This is a genomic window from Clostridium sp. HGF2 (assembly GCF_964240115.1).
Taxonomy (GTDB): domain Bacteria; phylum Bacillota_I; class Bacilli_A; order Erysipelotrichales; family Erysipelotrichaceae; genus Clostridium_AQ; species Clostridium_AQ innocuum.
The window spans coordinates 82,489-103,391 of the sequence record NZ_CAXSSO010000005.1; the positions used below are offsets into that span (position 1 = coordinate 82,489).

Genomic DNA, 20,903 nt, shown 5'->3' on the forward strand with positions numbered 1-20,903 from the left:
TCCTTACTCCATCTCCTTTCTCTTACGACGCAGCAGCAGGACAATGCTCAGGCTTGCCAGACCTGCGAGCAGCCAGCCGTATGGAGAAAGTGCCTGTGCTGCAGTATCAACACCTTCGGCAATCGTACTCCTTGACTTCTTCTGCTTAACTGCGATGTCCATATAGGTGAACGCCTTTGCCTCCGCACGGAACTGGTGTCCGTAATAGTTGCAGCGCTCCCGGCGATTTACCAGCTCGATTGGCTGTGTCACACCTTCATTTTTATCTTCTGCCTGTACAAGCTGTCCATATACATTCACATGCTGTGTTGTATCCTCTCTCAGCTCATGCAGTCTTGTAAATTCCATATGGTCAGGTTTTTTCATGCGGATGCGATACTGGTATGGATTTCCGTTTTCATCCATAATCGGCAGATTGTCAAATACATAGTTTCCCTTTGTATCTGTCTTCTGTACACCATCCACATAGGTCTGATATGTCAAGCCCTCTTCCGAAATCTGACCACTATCCATCAATACCATCGTCTGCGGCTGTGCCTGTTCATTTTCCATCACAGCATATTCCAGAGTAACCTCTCTGTTTTTTAGAGCGTCTTCCTTCTTTTCCTTAACGCCGTTTCCGTTTTTATCAACAAAAGCAATACCGGCCAGTGTACCCGTTTCATATGCCTTTAGTCCGGCATCCAGATGTTTTACAGGATGAGCATCCAGAATATCATATCCGGATACGTTGTAGGCAGGATCGATTGTTTTATCTGCCTTAGATGCCAGAACATGCAGCTCTACCTTTTCATCATGTGCCAGAACACCGTTGCTTTCTTTTAAATCTGAATCGGCATCGCCGCCATTGGTTTGATATTCGGTTACTGTAAAGGCTGTCGGAAGCTCATCGATTTTTACACGATAGCCGTAAATAACGGTTTTTCCATCTACGATTCCATGAGTTTCCAGATGTTCAAAGGAGTAGGAAGCATCCTTTCCACTCACGGCATGCAGGCTGGAATTCTCTTTTTCATCATCCGTTTCTTCGTTACCATCTCTCAAACAGATCCATTCTCCCTGTTCGTTCAGATAGTACTGTTCCAGATGCAATCTGATTCCATCCACGGCTGCTTCCTCTTTTTCCCGGATACCATTACGGTTCATATCATGCCATACCGCCCCTTGAATGCTTGTGGTATGCATACGTTTAAAGCCGAGGTTATAGTCTGTAATATGTGCACCGCGTATGATGTCATAGCCCTGTTCCACATACTGTGTATTGGCTTCCTCATCCTTTTCCACCTTATGTGCCGCAATCAGATACCCGTTTTTCACTTCCGGAAGACTGCCGCTTTGTTTCAATACCTGCAGAGTATCGGCTTTTAATGAGCTTGAAGATCCGTCATCCTTCTGTTCGTACTTTGTTGCCCCCATACCGTCCGGCATTTCCTTCAGCCACAGAGTATAGCCGTACAGCGTGCTTTTTCCGTTGACCTTGGTGCTGGATGGAAGATTCAGGAACGCATAGTTTCCTTCTGCGTCTGTTTTCACAGCAGCATAGAAAACTTTTTCATTGCCGGCCTCATCCAAACCGTTATCCGCCACCCATTCATTTTTACTCTGGTCATAGCGGCTGCGTTTGAGCTGAAGCTCGATATCTGCCATCGGCTGATCCTTGTTCACATTCCACAGACCGTCATAATCCATGTCCTCGAAGGCTCTTCCTTTGATACTGCCGTTCTTTGATGTTGTCATTCCGGCATCCAGCTGCACAATATTCTGTCCTGCCACGATATCATAGGCATGCCCCTCTGCCTTATGGATATAGGATTCCTCCGGCTGCTGTTCACCGACCTCTTTGGCGGCGATAAGATATCCGCTGCCTGTTCTTGGATGCAGGAGGTTTTCCATCGCAAGATCAAGATCGCTGTCTGTTTCTTCACTTACGTTCTGTTTATGCAGATACGTAGCCATATATCCGTCCGGGACATCCTGCATGAAGATGCGATATGCACTGAGTCTGGTGCGTCCATCCACCTCCACATAGGTTGGCAGGTCGTGGAAGGTATAAATACCATCCTGCTTTACGCCCATATAGACTGCCGCCCTGCTTACCGTTTTCTGCATATACTGTTTTTTGGTACCGTCAATCAGCGTATATTCCTGCGTGTTGTGCTCACTCAGCTCCCAGGTATGGGAAGAGGTATCGTAAATATACTGCTGCAGATACAGCGTGATATCATTCATACCTGTTTCACTTTCCTTATGGAAGCCTCCGTCATAATCCTGATCATAGAAGACACGACCTGTAAAGGAGGCAGTCTGCTGTCTGGTAACGCCGATATTGTAATCTGTCAGCTCACGTCCGGCAACACAGTCATAGCCCTCCATATAATTCATATCCTGATCGGTTCCGGTAGATGGAGCGGAGCTGATAATGTATCCATTCAGCTCTTCCTTTTTACTGCCTACATAATCTGCCTTTGTCTTTGACAGTATGGCAGCTCCGTTTTCAAAACGTGCGCTGCTGTCTTGTTGCCCTTTTCCAAGCAGCGGCTTTGTCAGACGATAGCCTTCCGGCAAACCGTCAAACTGAAGCTGATAGCCCATGAGATATGCTTTCTTATCCATGATGTATGCAGTAGGCAGGTTTTGGAACTTATAGCTGCCATCCCCATCACAAAGAATATCCTGCGTTTCGGATTTCTGCACACCATCGATTTCAAGCGGTTTCCATTGACCATCCTGCTTATAGAAATAGGTAATCGTTACAGAAATTCGGTCGCGCCCTTCTTTTTCCAGTGCTTCCTTTAAATCCTTGGAGAATGCTTCCGATGTATCCAGCATACCGTCGTAATTACCATCATCAAAGATGGATCCCTGTAATGTAGAGGTCTGGTATTCACTGAAGCCTCCATCAATATGAACGGCATCTTCACTGACCGCAAGATCATAGCTGGTATTCCCTGCTTTTACGACCTGTTGACGGTTATCCGCCTTCTTCACCGTCTGTGCGATGATCTGATATTCATCCTTTTTATCAAGCTTATAGCTGCTGCGCAAATCACTGTTTCTGAGCTCTTTATCCTTGATACGGTATCTGGTAATGGCATAGCTGTCACGATCCGGCTTTGTTCCATCCGCATTGACAACCTCCAGCTTATATCCGGTCAGATAATAGGTATCGTTCTTTCGAACATAAGTATCCTGTTGTGCAAATACGTAGTCACCGTTTGCATCCGTTGTGGTTTCCAGCTTTACAAATGCATCGGACTGCTTCCATTTGCCTGTATCCGTATCGAAATAATACTGCATCATGGCAACCTTTACACCTGCAAGACCCGGCTCACTGTCCTGCATCAAACCGTCATAATTTTCATCATTCCAGATCCTTCCGCTGATATCCGCCTTTTCAAATTTACGCAGGCCTGCATCATAGCCGGTGGTATCTCTCACCTTATTGATATCGTAATAGCCCAGACTGTTGTGAATGAGGAAGCTTTCCGCATGTGCACCATACAGCTTTTTAACGGTTTGAGCATCATCGCTGTTGGCAACTCGCTTCGCAGGAATGATATAATCGCTTTCCTTATTCAGCATTCCGCTGGATGCTATTAGGTCGCTGTCGGTATCCTTATTTCCTTCCTGATACCTAGTGACCGCGTAATCCGAATTGGTGATATCCGATTCCACATGAATCTTATAGGACACCAGCACCTGTTTTCCATGAACCTCTGCACTGGATGGGAGGTCACGGAAGCTGTATTCCCCGTTTATTACGGTTACTGTCGTTGGTGCATAGGCATCTGTTGGATTTGGAAGCTTCTTCCATGAGGAAGCATCCGGATCATAGTAATATGGAATCAGCTTTAAAAGGATCCCGTTGATTCCCGGTTCATCCTTCCTGTTTCCATCCGTATCCTCATAGGTGTTCTGTTGTCCGTCATAGTTTTTGTCTTCCCATACTCTGCCCTGAATCTTCGCCAACTCCATTGTGGTGAGACCGGCGTCCTTATCCAGTACACTGATACCTTCGCTGGTATCATAGCGCACGCCTTCCACCTCCAGGACATTGGCACCGGACACACCGTCTGCAGCCTTGTCCGCAAGGATGATATATTCATCATCACGAGTCAGATAACGCATATCGCTGTCCCCCTGTGCCGGAAGATCACTGTCATTCAATCCATTGTTGATCAGATACATTGTCGGTGTATAGCCGTGCGGCAGGGTGCTCATATCCACCTTGACACGATATCCCGCCAGATAGAGTTTTCCATTCTTCGTAACGGTTGTCGGAACATTCTGGAAAATATAGCTTCCCGCCGCATTACTTATCTGGTTCTGGAAGCTTTCCTTCTCCAGCGTCCAGCCATCGTCATAATAATACTGTTCCACAATCAGCTTGACATGATCAATACCGGGCTCGGATACAAAATGACCGTTTTCATCCTGTACGATATCCATAATACCGTTGTAGTTCACATCATCAAAAATATTCTTTCCGATATATCCCTTACCCGAAGGCACAAAGCCCAGTCCGAGATAGTCATCATAGACATAGCTTCCATTGGTAAGCAGCTGTTTGCCATTTGCATCCAGTCTTGCCGTTACCGGGAATTCATATGTGACATTCTCTTTTTTATCTGTTGTATACATATCATTATCGCGCTGCTTTTCCAGCGGCTGCTTACTGATATTGACAGGGGAGCTCTTGTAGACGCCGCCTGTCTGATCAGTTTTGGCCACAGCCACATAGCTGTATCCCGGATACAGACTGACTTCAAAATAGCCCTTTTCGTCCGTTGTCACTTTGACATTTTTTCCGTCGCGGTCGATTGCCGCAGTACGTTTCCCCTGCGCATCCACCTGATAGAACTGCAGCTCCACATTGCTCAGCGGTAGTTCTCCTGTATCGTAGATGCCGTTGCTGATGTTATCCTTTATATCAATCCAGGCATGCCCGCTGTAGATATAGCTGTGTGAGATGCCCATATCATAGGCTGTCATGCGTTCATCATAAGCCTTATAGGTGGAAGGATCACTTCCGATCGCATCGATTTGAATCGGTGTTTCCTCTTTGGTTTGCACAATCAGTTCATTCACATCCTGTGCATCACAGTCGACAACACCTTTGCCGGCACTGCCCAGATCCGGCAGTGTATCACCCTTACGGTAAATATCCACACCGGTAACACTACCATTCGCAGCCTTGTTTCCAAGCTTCAGCGTGGTAACGGCATATTCATCATAGGTATTCTGCGGGAAGGTATAGCGCAGGCGATATTTTCCCGGCTTGATATTGGATATGATAAAATATCCGTTATGACCATACGCATCCTTTTCCGTCGTAAATACCTCCGGTCCATTGATTGCATAGACCCTTGCCCCGTTGTTATCGGTCTTATAGGTTCCGGTTGTCTCATCTATTACCAGATATTTTCCGGTTTCTTCACCGCTGCCGTCTTTTTCGGCAACGACCGGCTGTCCGTCCCTGTTTACCGGATAGCCCTTTTCAGAAAGCAGCTCCACCTTCACGTCATTGATTCCCGGATCATCCGGCGCACCGTCATAATCCAGATCAACATTTGCATTGTTTAACAGCCATCGTCCGTCACTGTCACGTTTTAGATATTCGCCTTCATCTGTGAATTTCGCATTATAGCTCTGATCCAGCCAGACATAGTGTCCGATATAGCCGCGATCCTTTGGTGCATCCAGGAACACACCGGCACGCGGAGAAATACTTGGCTTATCATCACCGTTCTGTGTTGTGAAGGTATTCCATCCGGTATACTCCTTCACAGCATTCGTAAGCTCCTGATTTACCATGTTTTCATCAATCACACCAGGATAACCCGGCAGATTCAGCGGTGCATGCAGCTTATATTCCAGCTGCAGCTTGCTGCCGCCGTTCAGCTTGAAGTCTTTGTTTGGCTCCACATAAATCGCCTGAATGTTACGGATGAGGTCTTCATACTCCTCTGCAGGCAGTGTGGCTTTGGCACCCTTTAGATCACTGAGCTTCACCATAAAGCTCTGTTTCTTGGCCATAGCATCCGTAGAGGTTCCATATAACGCCTTGTACCATTCCGATTCATTTGTGAACTCAGGAGAAGGCAGGTCTGCGATGTCCAGCTTCACAAGCTTGCCGTTTTCCTTTTTGAATGGACCAATCCAAATTGTAACGTCTCTGCCATCCTCGAGCGGTTCCTTGACAAGACCTCCGCCATCCACCGCACTTTTCGCATAGTGCTTCTGAACCTGTATGCTGTCTATGTTCAGGAAGCCCCGCCATTTGGAATCACGGGCAGTTCCACCGGTTGTAATATCATCGGCATATGGCAGCACATCATACAGAATCGGATGCTCATAGCCATCACTTCCAGAATCTGAATCCGGATTCAGAATAGCAGCTTCAAAGGAATAATCACTACCCTCCGGTACCAGTGAAGGTACTTTTTCACCGTTTCCAGAGGCACTCAGTCCTGTACCGTATTCAGAATGAGATGATTTTGTTCTTATGATGACACGGTTTGATTCAAACGCAAGTCCTCCCAGTGTCTTCACCAGTGTGGATTCTCCATCAGATACGGCATTGTTGTTTATATCTCTGGTATCAAATTCCAGCGCCCATTTTTCATTACTTCCTGCTTCCTGCGGTATATGGATACGGAATGCTCCACCCTTGAAAGCATACACCTTGCAGTTCAGCAGCTCGGAGCTAACAATACCATAATCCTTTGTCGCAAGAGGAACCATAAATTCAACGACCAGCTTCTGGCCCGGGCTCAGATAACCGTCGAAATCCCAGGTGATAACCTTTCTTTGCAGGGAAGTCAAATCGGTATATTTCTGATATGTATGCAGTGCGGAATCCTGCAGATATACGTGTTCCTTATCGACAACAGCACCCTGCTCATCCACGACATACCATGTCCATGCGGCATCCGCATTCGCAAGCTTCGAGGAAGACACATAGGAATCCTCAAGACGGCTGTTTTCAAACTCACCGTCATAATAGCTGAGATAACGATACTTTTCATGCTTATATTTATCTGTGGAATCCGCGGTTGTTTTATCATCGATTTCCTCCAGATACGGCAATACGATTGACACCTGCGGATTACTGGAGTTATCCACCTCCATAGACAGGCCCTGCGCATCCGCCTCATCCTGTGATAAATTGTTGAATACCGCCTTATACTTCAGCATGGTACTCAGGTTTGGTGTAACCAGCATGTCATCCTGCCACTCGTATTTTGAAACCATTGCGCCGGTATCCGGATTTTTCTTACTGCTGTGTTTGAAATATTTTCCCTGAATATCGACAGAGATCACAGGAATTTCCTCTGTTATAAAATACCCGGCACGGGAACGCTGTGAGCTTGCGGCCACATGTGTATCATCATATCGTGCGCCTGCAGCTACAAAGTGATTGACGTGCTTTCTGACCTCCTGCTGATTCAGTGTTGAGACTTCAATATACGCTGCATTTTCTGTAACGCTGGCTGGAAGCTCCTGAATATTCATATGAGTCGGATCAATCTCATTCATCTCTTCCTTTACATTTGTTGACGAAGCATCCGCATCAATATCAAGACGGAAGCCCTGTGGAACCGGATAGTTTCGTGTATTCTCAACATCTCCATCGGCACAGATGACAAAGCGCAGCTGATACAGACGCTTCTGATCCTTTTGCGGAATATTGATGACTGCATTTTCACGAAGGGTTACTCCGCCAGATGTCAGCTCCACCCAGCTGTCCGCACGCCAGTTATCCTTCGGTGCCTGATAGCTGACATTTGCCTGTCCGGGCGTCTTTCCTTCCTCACTCAGCAAGCCGTACACATGTACCTTGAGTTCTTTTTCCAGCTTCTTGCGGGTTGCTTCCTCCTTTACCGTATCCGGTATTTCCCAGACGCCGGTACGGATGTGATATACAGAGGTCGGTGTTTCCTTATCATTGATGGTTGCCTCTTCTCCGCTTCCCTGTGAGGTTCCGCGGAACGGAATCCGATAATCCATCAGATACTCTCCGACAGCTGCACCATCGTTCACAGACTGATCCATATAGATTTTCATTCTGGTTGCACCCTTGATGGTAGGATCCTCTGCCACACGTATATCCGCATCCGGGTTGCTTACCTCGATTCTTTGTATGGATGTATCAGCACGAACAACACTGTGCGGCTTTAATACCGTCACTCTGGCAGTAACATCACTGGCATATAGTTCTCCATAAACACCATCCAGATCGAAATCATCCGCATATTCCGTATCCGTTTCCGGTTCACTGTCCGTCTTTTTCTGATGGAACATCACCATGGACATGTCCTGTTCATCCAGCTGTTCAAAGCCTCCCTGTGGATAAGCTTCCTGCAGCCAGCTGCCGGATGTGTCATGGAAGCTCACATAGGAGCTTGCCTTGTAGTCCTCATCCCAATAGGTCTCCCCACTGAGAACGGAAGCGGCATCCTCTGCATTGTAGACCTTTGTATGGAGGCCGAACAGCAGTGTATCCCCACTGCCGAAATAACCGTCCGTATGATGTCCGTCGATGAAATCCTGATAGGTTTTTGCATCTCCCCTGGTTATAATGTCAAAGGATAGAATTCGGCTTCCATCATCCGCTTTGCGATCACCGACAGGCTTCACCTGATATCCGGCTGCTTCTATCGCATCCAGCCCTTCATATTTCACCCAGCTGCCATTCTCTTTGATTATCAGATACATATGATCCGCTTCATGCTCCATGTACCCTGCCACTTTTGGAAGATGCAGTGTAATATTCATTTCCGCATGAAGGATATCTCCCTGATTTTCAACATCGGCACTCTGTGCCTTGTTATCAACCTGTACGGTATAGTACAGAGAATCGCCATATTGTACTCTGGTCTTATTATCCGGATGATAGGCCGGAGCTGTTTCACTCGCACTGGTTCCCAGATTTTTGATATCCGTGCTGTCAATCACCGGTTTCTTTGTGGATACATAGCTTTCATTTTTTATTTCAGCCTTTAGTACACGAATACGGTGACTGGTCGTAACCCCTTCATCGTTTCGTGCAGCTGCCGTTGGACCGTCCTGATGGGACAGGGAGCCGCTGGTATTCCAATCCATATCACGTAAGGAAATACTACTTCGTATATCCGGGTAATCCTCAAGCTCAAGGGTATCGGTTTCCTGATAGCGTTTGATTCCATTATCCTTCGTCGCTTCCAGAATCGGATATGCAACCAGACCGTTATCCAGGATATCGCTTGGAATAACCCCTCCGGTTTCTCTCCAGTAGCTGTTACCGGAAATATGTGCACTCCAGGATTTCTGTACCGCATCCTTGCGGGTATCTCCTACATAAATATAGTTACGCAATGGCGTATAGTAGGCACCGACATAATACGGATTGCCTGCTATCTCATTATCAATCAGGAATTTGAAATTTTCCAGCTGACTGGATACAAAGATATGGTTCCTCTGGTACTGCTGCTTCAATGCATCGTTTACGGTACCGTCTGCGGCTTTGTCATCCGGCTTATGCTTTGTGTAATAGCTGAATTGGAAAATGCGGGTATCTCCGGATTTGATTCGAACCGTGTCTGCACCGTCCTTCTGTTTGAAGATTATGCGGTAACGGCCTTCAGCGTCTGAGCCATCTGCCTGCTTCAGCTTCACATATTCCACCGATGCCTCATATTTGCTCTTTTCTGCATCCAGCGCACTTCCGTTCGCATCCATCAGTGTCCAATCCAGTGTACGGCCTGCATTGTCCGCTGCATTTTCAGAGAACAGCTTTCCATTGCTATCCTTTGGTACGATACCCTCCGGAAGCAGATCGTTTACAACCGGGTAAAACAGTGTTCCCATATTGCCGCCATCGGTTGTATAGCTGTGCAATGAGCGCTCATATGTTGAGTAGTAGGATCCGTTTACTCCCCCAATGGAATATCCGGCTCTGGACTGGAACGGCCAGTAATATTTATTTTCGAGATGAATATTCAGCTTGCCGCTTTGCGCTTCACTCATAACATAGTAATCGCTTTTCTCTTTGCTCGACGGTGTTTCACCCATGCTTGTCCAGGTTCGTACCATCGGCTTTCGCATTCTGGCTCTGGTACCCGTTGCCGCATAGGTGCTTCGGTTACCACTGTGATAGCTTTCTACCGTTTTAGCAGGAGCTGTGCCGCTTCCTTTATTGACAATCACTTCCTTATTGGAAATGTTGATGCCGTTGATATACGGCATATTCGGAGAACCGTTCATATAATATGTGTTCCCGTCATTAACGCCGTAGGAGGAGTTATCATAGCCGTGATACAGATAATCCATACCGGTAAACTGTGTGCTGAGATACTTGCTGTTATATTTCACAAGACTCTGGATGTTCCCTTTATTGGATGCCTCGATATCGTAAATCTGATAATAGCGGTTATCCTTGGACGCTGTATCCAATGGTGCCGCATAGACCTCATCATACCAGTATTCATTCACATTGGAATGATAAACGTGAGATGGAATGTCCACAAACATCTGATAACCAAATTCCGACCCGCGATTCAGCCATTTCTTTAACGGCTCTTGCACTGTGATTTCCAGCACATAGGAGCCTTTATCATCCGTGTTTGCATAATACTCATCTTTCCCTGTGTATGAATCCGATGTAGTGTTCATATACTCCTGTACAAGCAAAGGGTCCTGTATACGCTGCGGAGTACGGTAGCTTTTGCCTGCCCCCGGCTCCTGCAGGATTCTCGCTGTTACATTCGTTACCGGAGCTGTAGTCGGATTGCTGGAATCTCCTCCTGACAACATACTTGCCGTTATGTCCATACTGCCATCCGCATTGCGCTTTGGCTCAATTCCTCTTGGCATGACATAGATGAACTTCATACCGCCTTGAATATCCCAGTCGCCGTAGTTGTATGCACCGATTCTCGTTGTGAAATCCTGATCATATTCCAGTGCTGTTATGGTATCATCATTCCAGCGAGCATAGCGTACCCTGTGATGACCTGCAGAATTTCCTGTGTAGTAACCGCTGCTGGGGTAATAGTTCTTATCATACTTTCCATATCTGCCATTTGCCAGACTTTCCAGCGTTTCCTCATTGCTGGCAGCGTTGCTGATCATCTGGGAGCTTGTCGCAAGCCAGGCCATCTGTAAATGCGTTCTTGCCTGTGACCAGATTACAGGTTCATCATCGCTACTCCACTGTGCACTTCCATTTCGCAGCCGCATGAGTTTTTCATAATAGTCACGATTTTTTCCATCGATTTGATATTCCACAGCCTCTGGGGATGGTATATCATCAATTTTACCGGCTTCCAGCTGCGGCTTGTATATGGTTTCCTGATGCGTACTGGCACTCGCCATGTCATAATCCTTCAGGTAGCTGCTGCTGCCGCCGTAATTGGCAGTATTGGAACCATTTCCCGGCATATATACGCTAGCATCCTGCAAATATTCATAACGGCTCACATGATCATTGCGTTTACCGCTCAGACCTACATCATGCTGCAGATAGCTCATATCCATCATGACATTACTGTTGTTCAGCTTTCTTATAAATCCGCCGTCTGCTGTATTTGTATAGGATGTATTGAAGAACGGGTAGGCAATGCTTCTTCGATTATAGGTATCAAAAACCTGATAATATTCTCCGGTTTTCGGATAATAGTCCATATAGACAGAGCCGTCATCCTTCTCTGTCAGTAGCATAGGAAGATCTGTATCACGGATACCGGCTTCATACCACAGCTCAATACGTTCTCCCACTTCCAGACGTGTTCCTTCCGGGAAGCTTATTTTATAAACGATATAATTGATATTCGTAGATGTTGTATTTCCGGCAGTATCCATGTTTATATCCTGGTAAGCATGTCCGCTGCCGGTGGAAGAACCGTCATTTTCCTTATGCCGTATTATCATGTCGCCACCGTAATCCGGAGCGTTTACACTGACCTGTGAAATGACAGGTGAGACTGCTGTCTTCTCATTGCCATCCTTATCATACCATTTAATGTTTAAATTATCTTTTATACCGTTGGTATCTATATATTCCGGCATCTTATCATAGATAACAGGCTCCAGCAGGGCCCCCTGCATATCCGTGTCTGCTGTTTTTTCCGTCAGCTTTTTGTTATCGATAGTTGTCTTAAACCAGACGGTATCCTCTGGGCGATAACCGTTTTTCTGCTTGGCACTCGCATCATACGGCTGTTCTGCCTGTTCCTTGGTTTCAAAAATTTGTGTTTGAAGAGCTACCACCGGACGCTCTCGTGCTATATTCTTTTCTGCTTCGCCAAGTCCCCCCAGCTCTACGTCTTGTTCAAGCAAAACCTCATTCACTGCATCGTCTGCAGCTGTGTTCTCTAAACGTTCCTCATGCTTGTGAACCATGGTGACATCTGCATCCAGCTCCATCTTGTAACGATCTGCATACTGCTTTGTATCCTGCTGTGCATCAGTACGAATATCGCGGTAGCGTCCCTCTCCCTTTAGGATGAACGGGTCTTTTACAGTCGCAAAGACGACCTCCTTTGCATCCGTACCCAGTGCAGGGATATCATAATAGGTCCAGCGTATTCCCGCCGCATCCTTCAACAGCTGTTTTCCTGTACTCAAATCCGCTGCGTTCACAACCACATCCTTCTGGTCAATCCAGACCTTTTCCACAGCATTTTTATCATAGACGCCATCGGCTGCGTTTCTTGTTTTGGATTGGAGATAGCAATACTCTATCTTTATATCCTTCAAATCAGTCTGATTCATGTTTTTCGGATAGTGAAATTCCGGTTTATCTGTCAGCTCAAAGCCCTTATACAGATAGCCGTTTGATTCCGAAAGGAAGGATATCTTATAGGTAAGTGAATCCAGATCATGCAGAGAATTGTTTGTGACATCCTTTTGTGTTTGTGCATTGGCAGCATCCGCCCCTCTCAGCTTCAAGGTCATTGGCTGATGGTCATAATGAAGCACCTTATCATCAAACTCATACTCCAGATGCAGATCATCCGTATCCATGAAGTTCAGCTCACTTGTAATTTTTGATTCATATGTTTTACCGGTGAAGCCCTGTGTTGTAGTGCGATAGAAATCCGTATATCCACGATAAAACTTTATATCGTCTGTAGTCGCATAAGGACTTGTCAGACTGTAGCCGTTGTTGTCTTTAACATTTTCTCTGTAAATACGGTATTGAGAATAGCTGTTTACCGGTGCCGCAGCTGCCTCATACACCGGTGTGATCGTTTTTCCCTCAAACGGCTTTATTTCATCATTGAGCTGTGTGATTACCGTAATGCGGATCACCTTTCCCTTCTCTACCTTGGCATTCGGCTGTCCGACAGATATATTCAGCTCCTTATAATTTGTGTTAACAGGCTCTGTATCCGGATCGTTGGACTGCAATGTATACAGGCCGTCTTTTTTCATAGAAACCGGTGTATTATTTTTCTGCGCAGCCATTGCACTGATATCATCCGGAGATATATCGGTTGTGTTTTCTTTGATTTTCCATCCGATGATGCGCATGCCGTCCGGTGTCGTAAAGCGCAAATCCGGATGCGTGGAAGGCAGTGCAGAGTCTGCATTTACACCAAAGGTCAGCTCATATTCCACATAATCATGAACAGTCAGGTGATCCCTGTCCACGGCCCGCTCTTTTGTATCGGCACCGTCCAGATAGTGGTCATAGGCAAACGCATCCTTGCCGTCAACCGTTTTTCCGCGCTTCAGATTGACATACAGATCCGCTACCGTATTCGCAATATTGTAGTAATCCTCTTTATCCGTACTGACATTTCCACCATATTTCATCGCATTCAAATCGGAGGAAACGAAGCTTGTGTCCGCATAGTTATAGCAGTAATATGTGGAACTGCCTGATCCGTTATTGTAATGATTGGCATCATTCAGTCTGGTTGGACGGGAATCGGAGGTCCATGAATCGGATTGAATATCTGCGGCTGTACGATCGACATAAACACCGTCATAGGTGATTGTATATCCTTCTGCCTTATCCGCAGTAAGGTATTGACCGGCATCCAGTACCGTTTTGGCATCCGTCCGCACGGGATTCACTGCCGTAAATGTCATCTGGAAGCTTTGAATAACATCCTTTACGTATACATTGCTTGTATTCACAGCTGTATAGGTCGCAAAATCACCCACATGATCTTTTACAAAGCGGTTGATATCAAATTCATACGCATTTTTATCAGCATTCCATGTTAAATACTTGGAACCAACGATTTCCTGCTTACTCTTATAGGTCATCGTTTTTGAATTGCCGTAATTTAAGGTAAGCGCGCTTACCTCAAACCAGGAACCGTCGATGAGTTCTTTCGGTATATAGATATGCTTCAGACGATAATCCGCATGCATGGTGTTGTTCAGATTTGCTGTTTTGATATGGGCAGCATCCGTACTGCCATCGCTGCTGCTTCCATCGTTCTGATTGAAGATTTTGACACCGAAGCCCGCATAGGAAGGCTTCAAACCGTCAATAGAGGAGCCCGGTTCATAATCATAGATGGTGCGGCTGCCGGAAGTTGAAAGGGAATCAATATCAAAGCCGGCTTTAAACGGTATCTGATATCCCATCAGCAAAGCGGTGTCCCCAACGGCTCCAACCTGCATTGGTGAACCGTCTGCATCTGTTTCATCCTTATACGTTGTAGCCTGTATGGTATTGGTGGCATCCTTATCCGGATGTACCTTGTCAATCAGATAGACAGTTCCCCCAACATAGACATCCACATCCTTGTTTGTGCCGTGACTATCTGCCTTTTGCAGCTGTGTAGACTGATATTCTCTGGCGAAATCTGCACTGCCCGGAAGATCCTTCAGATAAATTTTATAACCCTTTACATACTCCTGATGCTCCAGCTGAATTTCATATGGCTTTGCTTCATCCGCTGTTTCCGATCGGTCCTGATACTTCAGTAATATGTGATAGAAGCCGTTATCTGCAATTCCCAGATCACCCTTGTGCAGCGTAATTGTCCGGCTTTCCTTTCCGTTGACAGGCTCACCCTTTTCATTTTCAAATTTCGTTGTAAGCTCTACGTGATCAATGTATTTTTCCAATTGTTCAGAGATACGAATATTCTTTGTCAGAAATCCATAGTATTCACTGACGTCATCCATTTTGTCTTCATGAATGGCAGGCAGTATATCCTCCAGTATGATTTGATCTGCATAGGATATTTTGCCTGACCAGTCCAGCGGATCCTCACTGTACCAGTCTGTCGTATTCCTTCCACTCACATAATCATGCTCGCCTCCGTTTGGCTGACGGAAAAAGCTGACAGCATAGTCCTGATCATCTCCATAGATAACCTTGCGGTCTGCATTCACGCTTGGATCCTTGTGCACACCCTTTACTACCTGATTTTTATCATGACTGACCACAACGTGGGCATCGGATTTCAGATGCTGGGCATCATAGTCTGCATTTGCGGAATGCCAGGAATAGCCGCTATACCAGTAATATACATACTGATTGCGATATGACCAGCTGGATTTCGTTTCCGCATTTGTACGCACCTTTGCTTTAACGCCTGTCCGTGCAGCACCGTTTCCTTCATCACCGCCAACCTGCAGGTCTGCCGTTACATTTGCCTTAGCGTTTCCTTCCCGATAGAAGCGTCCGGTTACCTCAAACATATATTTTGTCTTCTGGTCACTGGCATCATACCATGTACCGTAATCCGGATTGGCTGCCTTGTCATCCGCTGCTTCCTTTTGATTGATTTTCAGATGCACAACGATATTCGTAACCGGATTATCAGGTATTGCATAATTCTTGGGAGAACGATAGTAATCACGTTCCTCATTTCCATACTTCTTACTGCCTTCCATTAGGGCGATTCTAAAAAACGTATTACCTTCTGCATTTGTTTCTACAGAATTGCTCTGCCATTCCTCCGGCTGGATCGTCTGCCTGCTTCCATCCGCATAAATAACATCAATCGCTGTAAAATATTCCTTTGCCCGCGGATCAACCTTTAGATAATAGGTTTCAAATTTATCGGATGGCAGGGTAAGGTTCATATTGACAGACATTGCCGTATTGTATGCCTCTGTTTTCAAATAGCTGTAGCCCTGAGGCTCCTGCCAGCTGTAATTGTTTCTTGTAGGATCTTTGGGATAATTGGTTCCTGCATTCAGATACTGACGAAAATCCAGCATATAGGAGCCAATGGCTTTATACCCAACATCCAGCTCGCTGTTATCATAAAACAACCCACTGCTCGTATTTGCATAACGAAGGCGGACATGTTCCCTTGCGGTTGCCGTCTTATCAAAGCGCTCACCGCCTTCAGAATCCTTGTATCCGGCACTCAGTGTCGTATCAAAATACATTTTACTTGTGAAAAACTGGGAATCATCCTTTGTCTTCACCTCATAGTCATCCTGATGGATACGATCAAGATAGTTGCCTGCATCTGCACTTACCGTTCTGGTCGTACCGAGGTTTGCATCAGAAAAGCCCTTGATATTGATACGGCCTTCCTTTTGTAAAGCATACTCATAGCCCTCCAGCTCCAGCTTATTCAGATAGGTTATGCCAAGACTTTGCAGCTGCTGCTCATTCAGCGTAAGCCCGCCATCAGCATCCAGTGAAAGTGTGGTGGTACTGACTTTAAAGGCCTTCCCTTCTGCATCGTATGTTAATTCAGCAGCGGGAGCCTGTTGATCCGCATCATACAGATATAGATGTTCAATCGTTTTGAAGCCCGTTAACAGGTCATTATCGATATGCAGAGCTGTGGCATGGAACCCGGTGTGACTCTCATCCCCCTGTGCATGGTCATTTACAGGAAGCTGTACCGTAAGAACAGGATTATCCAATACGGAATCTTCTTCATTTTTTACACTGACCGCAATATTGAAATCCCTGTCATAAGGAATAGCGATAAGAGTTCTGTTTTTGTCTGTATTGCTGTTTTGTGCAACACTTGTTTCCGGTACATTATCGTAATAGCCAAGATTTGTATGTACACTCAATGCCGGACGCTTCACCTGCAAACGGGCTGTTACATCCTTCATTTGGTGAATCATGAACGGATTATCCGGGATAAAGGTCAAAACGGCATCCAGATTGTCATACCAGTCCGATGTACCATTCAAGCGAATCTGCATAGCCTGCTGTGGAGCTGTCTGTCCCAGATAGTTGTCAAACTCCACCAATACATACACAGCATGGTCAATTCCTGCACTCGCAAGGGCTTCCTTTGTTATGACAATCGTATCATTCTCAATAATCAGATCACTACCCTGCAATACCAATTTGGCCTGATCACTTTTTTCCTGCCCATATTCATAAACATGTACAGCTCTGATTTCTGCCGTCTTTTCAATGTTGGAAATTGTAATCTCATCTGTAAGAAAGCCCTTAATCATCGGATGATCTGCAGTTCCCCTATCTGTAATCTGGGATGAGAGATCCACCCATGCCTTTGCACCGCCGGATGCTGCACTGGAGGTATTCGCTATGTTGAAGAGATACCCGGTATCTGCTTCCTTGTTTGGCACCTGCAGGTGCTGAATTGTTCCTCCTGCGGAGGTGTTTTCACCGGAATAGGAGTCCTTATGATATGAGCTGGCCTTCAGCTGCATATCGATGCTGTCAACCTTCAGCTTTCCCTTATCCTTTGCGGTTGTGTCAACACTGGCATCCTGATACTGAGTCTTAAAGCTGCCTTCCGCTTCCACATCACCGACCATATTCGGCGTACCGTTTATCGCTACATAGATATCATCAGAAAGCGCTGTATTTTTACGGAAGGAGGTGAAGTTAACCTCAGCAGATTTCAGAGTCTTTCCACTTAGTTGATAAACCAGATTCCCCTTTTCATCCTTCGTAAAGGAAGAAGGCGCAACCGTCTTCACGCTTCCGTCTGCATAGGTCAGCTTTACATTGGCGATCACCGCGCACTCCTGTAAGCCTTTGGATAACAGGATTGAATCTGTGATAAAACCGTAAACCCCCTGACTGTTATTTTGCGTCAACAGATTTCCGGTATCGAATACCGCAGGGATGATGTCAGAAATACTGTCATTTCCCAGACGATAGCGATAGCCTACATTTTTTGTATAAACTGGTACCGTGGTCGTTTCCTGATATGTAAATTCATTATCACTGTTTTTCAGGTAGGTGTCTGTTTGAATCAGTGGATTCCCCGGCACGGTCTCAATCTCCGCCTTATCCTTGATCTCCTTTGAAAATTTCTGATAGGTTTCCTCTGTCACTGCCGTATCCTGAACATATTGCCATTCATTATAGTTTACCGTCAGTGCATTCTCGTATGTACTTTGTACTGGAAGTACCCCCTGTACCATAATTTCTCCGGAAAAGGCCTCTTTTGGCTCTATGCGGTTTTTGAAATTGATTCGCAGATTTCCGGTAAAGCTTTCATTTGCATGTGTACGCAGATAATCATTCAGCGCACGCTCAAAATCGACAGACCATACCGTCTTGTCAGAGCTTGATAAAGCACTGTCCTCCAGAAAAGCACCAAGTGCCACAAAGGACGTTGTATGATCCGCCTTTTCAAATTCCAGCTCCAGAATATCCTGATCCGCAAACCAGTCCGTCAGGCTCGGCTCATCACTTCCGCTTTTTGGCATGGAGATGGAAATTTTTTTCGGTTTGAAATTTTCCGGTAATGTATCCGTGGCACTCGCTTCAAATGCCGGAATATTACCGGTGTTCTTAAAGCCGGACAGATAGTAGGTTACATTATCCCCAATCGCTGCCTGTGTCTTCTTTACCTCGTTGCCAGTTTCATCATGAACATATTTTCCCGCTTCAAAGCCCGATTTCGGAGTTTCAAAATACGTGGAATTATTTGCCGTCTTCGTCCAGGAATATTTCCCGTCCCCAAAATATACAGTCCCGTACAGCTTGGTGATGACAGGCTGCATATTGGGATCAAAGTTGCGGGGAAACGGCACAGCCATATAATAGCTGCGCTTTTCTCCCTTTTGTACCTGTTTATCAGAGCGCAGATATACAAGCCCTGTCTGCTGGGAAATATTATAATAACCCGGCTTTTCCTCAACGTTATGAAAATCGTTCAGATCCCATTTCTCCAGTTCAGCCTCGCCGATGTCCGTAATATCATACAGCAGCATACCGCCGTCTTTTGGAACACCGGTCAGCTTTTTGCCGTTCACATCATCCGTGTCATCATTTAAAACAGGATCACCATCCTCATTATACAGCCATTTACGCATATCCTTGCGGCGAATACCGTAATGATAATCCGTATCATAAACAGGCAGCTCCAGACTCAGGTCAAAGGAATTGAAATAGCTTTTATCATCCTCAGATTGATTGATGATGTCCACCTGATAAACCATATAGTTATATTTATCCCATAATACATTTTTACTAACCGGTGTAATCTGTGCATCCCATTGCAGATTGGAACAAATAAAGGTAAAACGGTTTTCTGCATTTCCACCGTTTGGAACATAATGATTGTACTCGGTCGTATTTCCATTGGTATCCGTATAATTGGCATAGCCGCCCCCAACCGTGGCAATGCAGGAGGCATTCTCCGGAACATCCCCATAGAATACAAATTCAAGCGTAATTGCAGAAGGCGTACCGCTTTGGATTGTGAGCGCATCTCCACGGATAACATTTTTATTTATTTTGTCTGAACCGCCTTTGAATACAGTGTTTTTATCAACAGAATAGTCCTTGTTATCCCTAACAATTGCCTGCAGACCCATTTTGGGCTCCCCGTTTTCTTTACTGTCTTCCGGAACCGCGTCTATATCAAACGTAGAAACTAGTGTTCCCGACGCATCATAATAGAAATAGGGCAAATCCAGCGTAAAATACGGAGCTGTTATTTCTCCGCTGCTAAACTGTGGATCAATCTGTAAGTCTACAATAGCAGAGCTGCTGCCTTCCCGACCGACAAGAACAGTGTTTGCTATATTGTTCCCCTTGTTATCCGTTGGAATAATACCACCTGATTTATAAGCAAATTTCACCGTAATATCCGGTGCATCACCAAAGCCGGATACCGCATGTATGACTGTGTCCGGCAGATTCAGCTGCAGCAGAAACAAAAAGCATATCATCAGACACTTGAAAAATACAGCCGTTCCCTTTTTCGCAAAGCCTTGCATTTTCTTTTTCATAATCCCTCTCCTCGTATACCTACACCTCATGCTTTAAAAACATACTTTTTAAGTTAACTTTTTAAGACTCTTTGACCAATATAGAATCATGTCATCCCATACGACATGATCAATCCCCATTCCTTTTTTTGATTAAAAGCTATGTTTATAGTACGATATCGCCTTTTATTATGTAAATGAAACAGTGAAATTCTTAAAAACATATCTTTTAGAGACTTTGTATCCAAAAAAAAGCAATGCTTTCTGAAAAACAGTTACAGGAACAGATCGCTTCTTATGATTCATTTCTTTCCTTTGTAACTCGAATTATCACATATTCGTCATAACAATAAGACGACTCCAAGTTCATTATAGTGCTATAAAAATTTCTTTGCAAGAGGTTACAAAAAAAAGAAGCATAAAACTTGACAAATAGAGAAAATTAACTATTTTTATAGATTAAAATTTATACAATATGAAATATTTAGAAAAGTGATTTACTTTTCAGATTGCAATACTTTCTATCTTTCTATATTATCCAATTTGAAATTACCATGATTTGAAATGTACAGGAAGATGCTTATAGCAGATATACCGTACCTTTGTAAGCATGTTTATAAACGTCTTCTTTGGATATTTCAGAAATTATATACGCAAATAGCAGTACACGGCAGCTGTTTCATCTGTACAACATTACGCAAAAAAGCCAATCCTCTTATTAACTAAGGGACTGGCTTTTATATTATATATACCTAGGCAGATGTTATACAATACAA

General features: G+C 45.1%; 1 protein-coding gene. It reads right to left on the reverse strand.

Annotated features, from left to right (window positions below):
• Window positions 1-3: 3 nt before the first annotated feature.
• Complete coding sequence (locus tag ACESPQ_RS10230; RefSeq protein WP_373144330.1) at window positions 4-20,148, reverse strand: hypothetical protein; 20,145 nt, start codon at window positions 20,146-20,148, stop codon at window positions 4-6.
• Between the last annotated feature and the right edge of the window lie 755 nt (window positions 20,149-20,903).